General features: G+C 73.0%; 7 protein-coding genes and 1 pseudogene. 3 read left to right on the top strand and 5 right to left on the bottom strand.

All coding sequences use genetic code 11. The features are described 5' to 3' along the window. Positions 1-12: 12 nt before the first annotated feature. Both ACFUJY_RS32870 and ACFUJY_RS32875 read right to left on the bottom strand, forming a co-directional pair. Positions 13-591 (bottom strand): cysteine hydrolase family protein, encoded by a 579-nt coding sequence (locus ACFUJY_RS32870; RefSeq protein ID WP_383306431.1) that lies wholly within the window; start codon positions 589-591, stop codon positions 13-15. 65 nt (positions 592-656) lie between these two features. Beyond that, positions 657-1,058 (bottom strand): DUF4259 domain-containing protein, encoded by a 402-nt coding sequence (locus tag ACFUJY_RS32875; protein WP_383306433.1) that lies wholly within the window; start codon positions 1,056-1,058, stop codon positions 657-659. Between the two features lie 180 nt (positions 1,059-1,238). Here ACFUJY_RS32875 and lon point away from each other — a divergent pair. Beyond that, a pseudogene (lon, locus tag ACFUJY_RS32880) lies at positions 1,239-3,652 on the top strand (endopeptidase La). Between the two features lie 61 nt (positions 3,653-3,713). Here lon and ACFUJY_RS32885 read toward each other — a convergent pair. Beyond that, positions 3,714-4,394, bottom strand: coding sequence for a polysaccharide deacetylase family protein (locus ACFUJY_RS32885; RefSeq protein WP_383306449.1), 681 nt, complete (start codon positions 4,392-4,394; stop codon positions 3,714-3,716). 237 nt (positions 4,395-4,631) lie between these two features. Then, positions 4,632-5,474 carry a lysozyme gene (locus ACFUJY_RS32890; RefSeq protein WP_383306435.1) on the bottom strand — a complete coding sequence of 281 codons (843 nt, stop codon included), beginning with the start codon at positions 5,472-5,474 and terminating at the stop codon, positions 4,632-4,634. 241 nt (positions 5,475-5,715) lie between these two features. On the opposite strand from ACFUJY_RS32890, the gene ACFUJY_RS32895 reads away from it, so the two are divergent. Then, a complete protein-coding gene (locus tag ACFUJY_RS32895; protein ID WP_383306437.1) occupies positions 5,716-6,198 on the top strand; it encodes a MarR family winged helix-turn-helix transcriptional regulator in 483 nt (160 codons plus the stop codon). 21 nt (positions 6,199-6,219) lie between these two features. On the opposite strand, the gene ACFUJY_RS32900 is transcribed toward ACFUJY_RS32895, so the two are convergent. Beyond that, on the bottom strand, positions 6,220-7,002 hold the full coding sequence (locus ACFUJY_RS32900) for a hypothetical protein (protein WP_383306440.1): 783 nt from the start codon (positions 7,000-7,002) through the stop codon (positions 6,220-6,222). A gap of 364 nt (positions 7,003-7,366) precedes the next feature. Between ACFUJY_RS32900 and ACFUJY_RS32905 the strand changes: the two genes are divergently transcribed. Beyond that, positions 7,367-9,792: nitrate- and nitrite sensing domain-containing protein (locus ACFUJY_RS32905; protein ID WP_383306442.1), on the top strand; the 2,426-nt coding region annotated here is incomplete at its 3' end.

Consider the following 9,792-nt stretch of genomic DNA (forward strand, 5'->3'; position numbering starts at 1 on the left):
CCGCCGTCCGGTTCACTCCCCCGGCGGTGCCGTGAACCGTACGGCCGAGGCGGGTGTGGTGACGTCCGCGTCCGCGCTGATCGCCCAGGCCGCGACCCGGGAGACGACGGCGGCGGGTACGGCCTCGCTGATTCCGGGGGCGGCCGGGACGTCGTGCGTGGCGTGGGCGTCGTGCGGGAGGACGACGCGGTAGCCCAGCTCCAGGGCGGTGCGGGCCGTCGCCTGGACGCACATCTCCGACATGACCCCGCAGACCGCCAGCGCCTCGACGCCCGCCTCCGCCAGGACGGCGCCCAGGGAGGTGCCCGCGAAGCCGTCGTCCCGGGTCTTGCGGATCACGGACTCCCCGGGCCGCGACGCGACGGGCAGGTGCAGCGCCCAGCCCGGGGTGAACGGCTCGTCGCCCGACCCGGGGCCGCCGTCGTTCTGGAGGTGGACGACGACCGCGCCCGCCCGCCGGGCCCGCGCCAGCAGCCCGGCCGTGCGGTCCAGCAGCACATCGGCGGCGGGGACGGCGCCCGGACCGGTCACCCCCTCCTTCTGTACGTCCACGACGATCAGGGCCTGTACGGGGCGCGGGGTCTCGGTCATGCGGCCATCCTGTCCGGCGCGGGGCCGGCGCTCCACGAAATATCGGGCGCGCGGCGAGGGCTCGCTCAGGCCCGGGGCATAAGGGTCCCGCGCAGCTGGTTGATCCCCGTGTGCCAGGGCCCGTCCTCCGCTTCCTCCCAGAGCTCCAGCGCCTCGGACGGTTCCGTCAGGACCCGGTCCAGCGCCCGGAGCGCGAGTTCGCGCAGGCCGGTCAGGTCCGGAAGGGGCTCGTCCGGGCCGTACGCGGAGTCGGCGGGGGCGCCCCCGGGGCACTGCGCCGCCACCAGGGCGGCCGCCGCTATCGCCTCGTTCGCCACGTCCGAGTCCAGGTAGCCGGTGGTGTCGGCCGTCCCGGCCAGCGCGGCCCGGACCATCCCCTCGCGCGCCTCCGGCGCGGCGTCGTCCAGACCGCCGCACCAGTCGGCGGCGGTGTCGTTGTCGAAGGGGCCCACGTCCCACGTACCCATATGCGTCTCCCTGGTGGATCGATCTCCACGCATCGTGACAGGCACCACTGACAACGGCCGGAGCGTCCCGGTCCGCCGGGCCGCACTCTGATCGCTCAGAGCGAACAGGGCTTGGGGAACATCGCGGGGCTCACAAGCATTGAGTCGGTATAGCTCAACTTGACTGCCGAAGGGGAGATCATGGCTACTGAGTCCAACGCCGTCACACCGCTCACCCTGCCCGTGCTGCCGCTCGACGAGAGGTCGTGCTGCCGGGAATGGTGGTGCCGCTGGACCTGTCGGACACCGAGGTGCGCGCCGCCGTGGAGGCCGCGCAGGCCGCCGCCCGGGAGGGCGGGGGCAAGCCCGAGGTGCTGCTGGTCCCGCGCATCGACGGGACGTACACCGGGATCGGTGTCCGCGGCACCGTCGAGCAGGTGGGGCGGCTCTCCGACGGTGACCCGGGCGCCCTCATCCGGGGCCGCGACCGGGTCCGCATCGGAGCGGGCACCAGCGGCCCCGGCGCCGCCCTCTGGGTGGAAGGGGTCCGGGTGGACGACTCCGTCCCCGACCCCCTGCCCGGGGCCGTCGCCGAGCTGGTCAAGGAGTACAAGGCGCTCGCCACCAGCTGGCTGAAGAAGCGCGGCGCCTGGCAGGTCGTGGACCGGGTCCAGCAGATCGAGGGCGTCTCCGCGCTCGCCGACAACTCGGGCTACTCGCCCTTCCTCACCACCGCCCAGAAGGTCCGCCTGCTGGAGACCACCGACCCGGTCGCCCGGCTGAAGCTCGCCATCCAGTGGCTGGGCGAACACCTCGCCGAGCAGGACGTCGCCGAGTCCATCGCCAAGGACGTCCAGGAGGGCGTCGACAAGCAGCAGCGCGAGTTCCTGCTGCGGCGCCAGCTCGACGCCGTACGCAAGGAGCTCTCCGAGCTCAACGGGGACCCGGAGGACGAGTCCGACGACTACCGGGCCCGCGTCGAGGCCGCCGATCTGCCCGAGCACGTCCGCGAGGCCGCGCTCAAGGAGGTCGACAAGCTGGAGCGCGCCTCCGACCAGAGCCCCGAGGGCTCCTGGATCAGGACCTGGCTCGACACCGTCCTGGAGCTGCCCTGGACCGTGCGCACGGAGGACGCGTACGACATCAGGGGCGCCCGGGAGATCCTGGACGCCGAGCACGCCGGCCTCCAGGACGTGAAGGAGCGCATCACCGAATACCTCGCGGTGCGCAAGCGGCGGGCCGACCGCGGCCTCGGCGTCGTCGGCGGGCGGCGCGGCGGCGCGGTGCTGGCCCTGGTGGGCCCGCCCGGCGTCGGCAAGACCTCGCTCGGGGAGTCCGTGGCGCACGCCATGGGCCGTAAGTTCGTCCGCGTCGCGCTCGGCGGTGTCCGGGACGAGGCGGAGATCCGGGGCCACCGGCGCACGTACGTCGGGGCGCTGCCCGGACGCATCGTGCGCGCCGTCAAGGAGGCCGGTTCGATGAACCCGGTCGTCCTGCTGGACGAGATCGACAAGGTGGGCTCCGACTTCCGGGGCGACCCGGCCGCCGCCCTCCTCGAAGTGCTGGACCCCGCGCAGAACCACACCTTCCGCGACCACTACCTGGAGGTCGAGCTCGACCTCAGCGACGTCGTCTTCCTGGCCACCGCCAACGTCCTGGAGGCCATCCCGGAGGCGCTGCTCGACCGCATGGAGCTGGTCAGGCTCGACGGCTACACCGAGGACGAGAAGGTCGTCATCGCCCGCGACCACCTGCTCCCGCGCCAGCTGGAGCGGGCCGGTCTGGAGAAGGACGAGGTCACGCTGGACGAGCCGGCGCTGCGCAAGCTGGCCGGCGAGTACACCCGCGAGGCCGGCGTGCGGAACCTGGAACGCGCCGTCGCCCGGCTGCTGCGCAAGGTCGCGGCCCAGAGCGAACTGGGCGACCGCGAGCTGCCGTTCACGGTGGGCGCGGACGACCTGCGCGGTCTGATCGGCCGTCCGCACCACGTGCCCGAGTCCGCCCAGGACCCGGCCGAGCGCCGTACGTCGGTGCCGGGCGTGGCCACCGGGCTCGCGGTGACCGGGGCGGGCGGGGACGTCCTCTTCGTGGAGGCGTCGCTCGCCGACCCGGAGACCGGGGCGTCCGGGCTGACCCTCACCGGCCAGCTGGGCGACGTCATGAAGGAGTCCGCGCAGATCGCGCTGAGCTTCCTCCGGTCGCACGGCGCGGAGCTGGAGCTGCCCGTCGCGGACCTCAAGGACCGGGGCGTGCACATCCACTTCCCGGCGGGCGCGGTCCCCAAGGACGGCCCGAGCGCGGGCATCACGATGACGACCGCGCTGGCCTCGCTGCTCTCCGGCCGGCTGGTCCGCACGGATGTGGCGATGACCGGTGAGGTCTCGCTGACCGGACGGGTGCTGCCGATCGGCGGCCTGAAGCAGAAGCTCCTGGCCGCGCACCGGGCGGGCATCACCACCGTGGTGATCCCCAAGCGGAACGAGGCGGACCTGGACGACGTCCCGGCCGAGGTGCTGGAGACGCTGGAGGTCCACCCGGTCACCGACGTCCGCCAGGTCCTGGAGATCGCCCTCGCCCCGGCCACGGCGGAGCGCAGGATTCCGGCAGCCGCGTAACCGCCCTCGACGGCCCGCCTCCCCGCACCCGGGGAGGCGGGCCGTCCGCGTACCGCCGCGCCTACGGGCGGTAGATCGTGCCCGGGACCGGCTCGGCGGGGGCCATCAGCTGGGGGACCGTCACGAAGGTGTAGCCCTGCTTCTTCAGGGTGTCGATGATCCCGGGCACGGCGGGCACGGTGCCCTTGTAGATGTCGTGCAGCAGGATGATGCCGTCCTTGCTCGCCTGGTCGACTATCCGCTTCCTGATCAGCGCGGAGTCGGTCGTCGAGTAGTCCTTGGCGGTGGCGCTCCACAGGATCTGGGAGAGCCCGAGGTCCTTGCAGATGCCGGAGATGGTGTCGTCGGTGCGGCCCTGCGGCGGGCGCATCAGCCGGGGCTTCTTGCCGGTGATCTCCGCGATGGCGTTCTGCGTCTTCTCCAGCTCGGCGCGTATCTCGGCCGGCTTCCGGTCGGTCAGGATCTTGTGCGACCAGGTGTGGTTGGCGATCTCGTGACCCTCGGCGGCGAGGCGCCGCACGGTGTCCGGGTGCTTCTTGACGTGGTTCTTGCCGAGCAGGAAGAACGTCGCGTGGACCTTCTTCTCCTTGAGGATGTCCAGCAGACGGGGCGTGTCCTCGGCCGGGCCCGCGTCGAAGGTCAGGGCGATGCACTTGGCCTTGCGGCAGTCCACCGGGCCCATCGGCGCCTTGGCGTCCGAAGCTGCGTCATCGCGGGCCGAGCCGGGCGCGGTGGTCTCCATCGTGCAGCCGCTCAGCGTCAGCGTGAGCGCTGTCACAAGAGCGACGGCCAACCCCGTACCGGTCGACTTCCTCTTACTGGGCACGGTGTGCCACTCCCTCGGGTGAACGACCGCACTGGTGTGCGACCTGGAGCGGCGACTATACCTGTGATGTATACACCGGGTTCATAGTGGGGTGCCGTGACGCGACGGAGCCCGGCGACGGGGTACGTCGCCGGGCTCCGCAGCGCCGGGAGGCTAGCCGTTCGCGAGCGCCTGCACGCGGTCGAGGGCGCCGTTGAAGTGGTTGTGGTCGCCCACCGTCGGGCCGGAGGACGTGTACTGCCACATCGTGTAGAAGCCCCAGCCGGCCGGGAGCGTGCCGACCGTGGAGTTGTACCGGGCCACCCACAGCGGGTTGGTCGTGCCGAAGCCGGCGTTGTTGCCCGTGCAGGACTGCCACCAGCTGGTCGCGGTGTAGATCACCGCGTCGCGCCCGGTGCGCGCCTTGTAGGTGTTCACGAAGTCACGGATCCACGAGACCATCTGGGACGCGGTCTTGCCGTAACACTGCGCGCCGTACGGGTTCCACTCGATGTCGAGCACGCCCGGCAGGGTCTTGCCGTCCCTGGACCAGCCGCCCCCGTGGTCCACGAAGTAGTTGGCCTGGGTGGCGCCGCTCGTGGTGTCGGGCGTGGCGAAGTGGTAGGCGCCGCGGATCATCCCGACGTTGTACGAGCCGTTGTACTGCTGCGCGAAGTAGGGGTTCGTGTAGTACGTCCCCTCGGTGGCCTTGGCGTACGCCCACTTCACGCCGCTGTTCCAGAGCGTGGACCAGGCGACGTTGCCCTGGTGGCTGCTGACGTCGACGCCCTCGGTCTGGGTGACGGTGGAGCCGACGGGCAGGCCGCCCTTGCCGTCGTGGGCGACGACGCCCATGCCCATGGTGGCGGTGCCGCGTGCGGGCGCGGTGGGGTCGCCCCCCGCCGCGTTCGACGCGCCGGGGAGCGCGATGAGGAGGGAGAGTGCTGCGAGCAGGGTGCCGGCCGCGGCGAAGCGCGAGCGGCGGGACTTCGTGGAGCCGGATCTGTGCACGGGCATTGCGTGCCTCCGAGACCTCGGTGGGGGGAGCTGCCGACCCGGGAGGCGCCACGCGGCGACCCCGGAGGCATGCCATGGTGTGGACATGCCATGGCATGACGCTACGCACGTAGACCCGTGCGGCGGAAGGGGGCCTGGGCGGCGCCGTTGGTCTACTCCTGCGAAATACTGGCGGAGCTGCGGTGATGGCCGGCGGCGGAAGAAACTTTCATCTGCGGGAAAGCTCTTGAGGGGAGTTGACGTGCACGGGAGCGAAAGCGGACGTGAACCCGGCGCTACCGGAGGAAGTGGTGTGGACCACGAATTCCTCGCCCTGGAGCTGGAGTTGGCCGTCTTTCTGCGCCGGGCGCGGGCCAACTCCGGCGAGATGGCGCGCGAGGTGCACCCCGAGCTGGAGGCCGCCGCCTACGGCCTCTTCGTACGCCTGGAGTCCGCCGGCCGGCAGCGGGCCACCGATCTCGCCGCCTACTTCGGCGTCGGCAAGGCCACCATGAGCCGGCAGCTCCGCGCCCTCGAAACGCTCGGCCTGGTGGCGCGCGAGCCCGATCCGGCCGACGGGCGCGCGTTTCTCGTCCACCTCACCGAGGAAGGGCTCGCCCGCTTCCGGAGCGTCCGCGACGCCCGCCGCGACCGCTACGTCCGCAAGCTGGCCGACTGGGACCGCGCCGAGGTCGCGGAACTCGCCCGCCTGCTGCATCAGCTGAACGCCCGCGCCGAGGACTGAGCGCTCCGGGTGCGGGCGGCCTCACAGGCGTACGTACGCCGCCGTCGCGTCGTCGTGGGTCTTGCCCCGGAGGTGCTGACGCTCCGTGTCCGCGTCCTCCAGGGCGCGGACCCGGTCGATCAGCGCCTGCGGCCCGTCCTCCGCCAGGACCGCCAGACACGCCGCCCAGTCGCCCTCGCCGAACATCTCCGTCCAGCGGCTCGCCCCGTCCGTCAGCGCGGCCAGGGCCCGCACCTCGGCGCGCGGCGTCCGCCCGGTGACCGCGCGCTCCGCCACGGCCGGGTCGGCGGCGGCCGTGAAGAAGCCGCCCTCCTTGTTGCGCGCCCGGGTGTCGGCCACCGCGTCCGAGACCAGCAGCTCCCGGGGGAGCCGGTCGAGCCGGTCGTCCAGCACCGCGCGGACGCCGCCGGCGGGCGATTCGATGAGCAGCGCCGAATCGGACAGCACCAGGTGTTCCACCTCGGCCTCGTCCCAACGCACCACGACGACGGTTGCCTGCGGCGTACGGACGTGAGAAAGGTCACAGGTCGAGCGGTGGGCGTCCGCGGTGCGCCGGATGGACTCCGCGAGGATCTCCCGCAAGGTCAGATCCCGCCGCGAACCGGACAGTTCGACCAGCGCGCCGCCCAGCCGGGCCGTGAACCACGGAACCGGGTGCACACAACCGGTGTCGCCCTTCGGAGGGGTCACGCCGTCGAGCAGCACCAGCCCTCCGCCCCGACCGGAAGCGGGGAGGAACGAGGCCGTCCAGTCCTCGTTCGGGCGGTCCGGGGTTCCGGGGGCGGTCGCGAGTCCGATGAGCATGCGGTCAGTCTGCACGATGCCTTCACCGCGCCTGCACGGCCCCGCGATTGGTGTGTACCAGCAGGTCAGAAGGTCGGCCGAGGCGGAAGGAATCCCTCCGCCCGGAGGTGCGGGCGGGCATCCTGCCAAAGCCCGCGCGGAAGTTCCAGCCGGTGTCCACGCATGGCGCCCGGGCCCGCTGGGGAGACTTGTTCGCCAACTCGGGATTGATGTTCACTCGTTCGTGTGGCGGAGCGGTTGATGCGCGCCCCCCCCTGAAAAGCACTGGAATGGTCGGGAGCCGTACCAGGGGGCGGGACGCTCGTTCATGTGACCGTGCGTCACCTCTGCTTCAAGGGCGGACGAGTCGAGATTGCGAGCACCGGTGCAGAAGAAGCGGCCTCGGAGCAAGGGCGGCAGCAACAGCGGTTCCGAGGCGGCGCCGACGACCCCGGCCGAGGGCGGTCGCCGTGTACGCGTCCGCAGCCGGCTGGTCGCGGGCGTCGCCGTCGTCGGGATCACCGTCATAGCGGCGGGGACACCGGCCGTGCTCGCCGCCTCGTCCGACCTCACCGACTCGCAGCACCTGGTCACCCTCGCCGAGCTGAACCAGCAGGCGATCTCCCTGGCCCACTCCCTCGCCGACGAGCGCGACGAGGTCACCGTCTACATCGCGGGCGGCCGCGAGGGCGAACCGGGCGGCCAAGGCGCCCGCGTGGACCAGCGGGTGGACGAGATCCGGGAGGCGGCCCCGGCCGACCTCCTGCGCGACCTGTCCACCATCCCGTCCCTGCGCCGCGACGCGATCAGCGGCAAGGGCACCGCCCTGGAGGCCCACCAGGCCTACTCCGAGGTCATCGCCACACTCCACGGCCTCGCCGACGAGCTGGCCCGCTCCACCCCGCCGCGGGCCGCCGACGCCGCCCGCACCCCGCAGGCGCTCGGCCGGGCCACCGAGGAGGCGTCCGCCGCCCGGGGGCTGCTGCTCGCCGCGCTCGCCGTGCCCCGCCCGGAGCCGGCCCCGCCGCGCATCGACCCGTTCACCGGGCTGCCCGTCCAGAGCGAGGACGAGGGCGAGACCAAGGAGGACCGCACCCGCGACGCGCTGAGCGCCGCCGCCCAGCGGGCCCGGGTCGGCGAACTCTCCGCGCTCGCCGACTTCGACCGGTCCGCCGGCGCCACCGCCCGCGACAAGCTGGCCTCCACCGTCACCGGGCCGGAGGTCAACAGCGCCGAGAAGTACCTCGCCGAGCTGACCGACCGCCCCGAACTGTCCGACTCCGACCTGAAGGTCAGCGACAAGAAGGTCGCCGCGGCCCTCACCGCGCGGGTCGACCGGATGCGCTCCGTGGAGTCCGCGCTCGGGACCACCCAGGTCCAGCGCCTCGAACAGCTGCGCGACGACGACGTCACCGCCCTCGAACTGCGCATCGCGCTCCTCGGAGGCTGCCTGCTCGTCGCGGTGGCCGTCTACACGGCCGTGGCCCGCACCCTCACCCAGCCGCTCGCCGTGCTCCGGATCGGTGCCGCCCGGCTCGCCGCCGATCCCGCCACCGCCGAACCGGTCCGCTACACCGGCCGCAACGACGAGTTCGCCCAGGCCGTCCGCTCCGTCAACGCCCTGCACGGCCGCCTGCAGGGGCTGCTCCAGGAGGTCGACGGGCGCTTCGCGGGCCTGGAGGCCGAGCGCGCCGAACTGGTCGCCGGACGCGAGGCCCTCACGGCGCAGCGCGCCGAACTCCAGGCACGCGCCGCGGACCTGACGGCCCAGCTGGAGAAGCTGAAGAACACCGTCCACCACACCTTCGTCAACCTCTCGCTGCGCACCCTCGGCCTGGTCGAGCGGCAGCTCGGGGTCATCGAGTCCCTGGAGGACCGCGAGCAGGACCCGGAGCGGCTGGGCACCCTCTTCAAGCTCGACCACATGGCCACGGTCATGCGCCGCCACAGCGAGAACATGCTGGTCCTCGCGGGCGCGGACCACGGACACGGCCACCCGGGACCGATCCCGCTGGTCGACGTCCTGCGCGCGGCCGTCAGCGAGATCGAGCGGTACGAGCGGGTCACCATCCAGTCCCTGCCGCCGCACGCCCAGGTCGCCGGGTTCGCCGCGGACGACCTCAGCCACCTGGTCGCCGAGCTCCTGGAGAACGCCACCTCGTTCTCGCCGCCCGACTCCCACGTCCAGCTCTCCGGCTGGCTCCTGGAGAGCGGCGAGGTGATGCTCTCCGTCCAGGACGAGGGCATCGGCATGTCGTCCGTACGGATGGGCGAGCTCAACACCCGCCTGGCCGACCCGGCACTCTTCGAGGCCGGCGAGCAGAACGCCGACGGGGCCGGGCTCGGCCTCCAGGTCACCTCGCTGCTCGCCGCCCGGCACGGCGTACGCGTGGAACTGCGCGAGCAGAAGGGGAGCGGGGTGACCGCGGTCGTCGTCCTCCCCGAGGCCCTGCTGCCCAAGGCCCCCCCGGCCGCGACGCCCCCGTCCGTCACCGCCCCGGGCGACGCGCCCACGCTGAACCTGCCGGGCTCGGTGGCCGAGGCCAACTCCAACACCCTGCCGGCGCGCGCCGCGTCCACCTCCGACGACCCGATGATCGCGGCGGCGGAACGCGCCCTCGCCGAGGCGGGGGCGGCGGAGCCGCCGGAGGACGACGCCCCGGAGGCCGCTGTGGCCCCTGTGGCCCCTGTGGCCCCGGAGGCCGCTGCGGGACCCGAGACGCCCGGGACGCCGGCGGCCTCGGGGGCCCAGCGCGCCCCCGGGGCCGCCCGCGCCCCCGGGGCGCCCGCCGGCGGCCGCCCCCGCGCCGG

It is taken from the genome of Streptomyces sp. NPDC057249 (assembly GCF_042669245.1).
Lineage (GTDB): Bacteria > Actinomycetota > Actinomycetes > Streptomycetales > Streptomycetaceae > Streptomyces.

Excerpts from the sequence above, each read along its gene's own strand:
- ACFUJY_RS32870 (WP_383306431.1), bottom strand. The coding sequence starts at position 591 with ATGACCGAGACCCCGCGCCCCGTACAGGCCCTGATCGTCGTGGACGTA.
- ACFUJY_RS32875 (WP_383306433.1), bottom strand. The coding sequence starts at position 1,058 with ATGGGTACGTGGGACGTGGGCCCCTTCGACAACGACACCGCCGCCGAC.
- ACFUJY_RS32885 (WP_383306449.1), bottom strand. The coding sequence starts at position 4,394 with ATGGAGACCACCGCGCCCGGCTCGGCCCGCGATGACGCAGCTTCGGAC.
- ACFUJY_RS32890 (WP_383306435.1), bottom strand. The coding sequence starts at position 5,474 with ATGCCCGTGCACAGATCCGGCTCCACGAAGTCCCGCCGCTCGCGCTTC.
- ACFUJY_RS32900 (WP_383306440.1), bottom strand. The coding sequence starts at position 7,002 with ATGCTCATCGGACTCGCGACCGCCCCCGGAACCCCGGACCGCCCGAAC.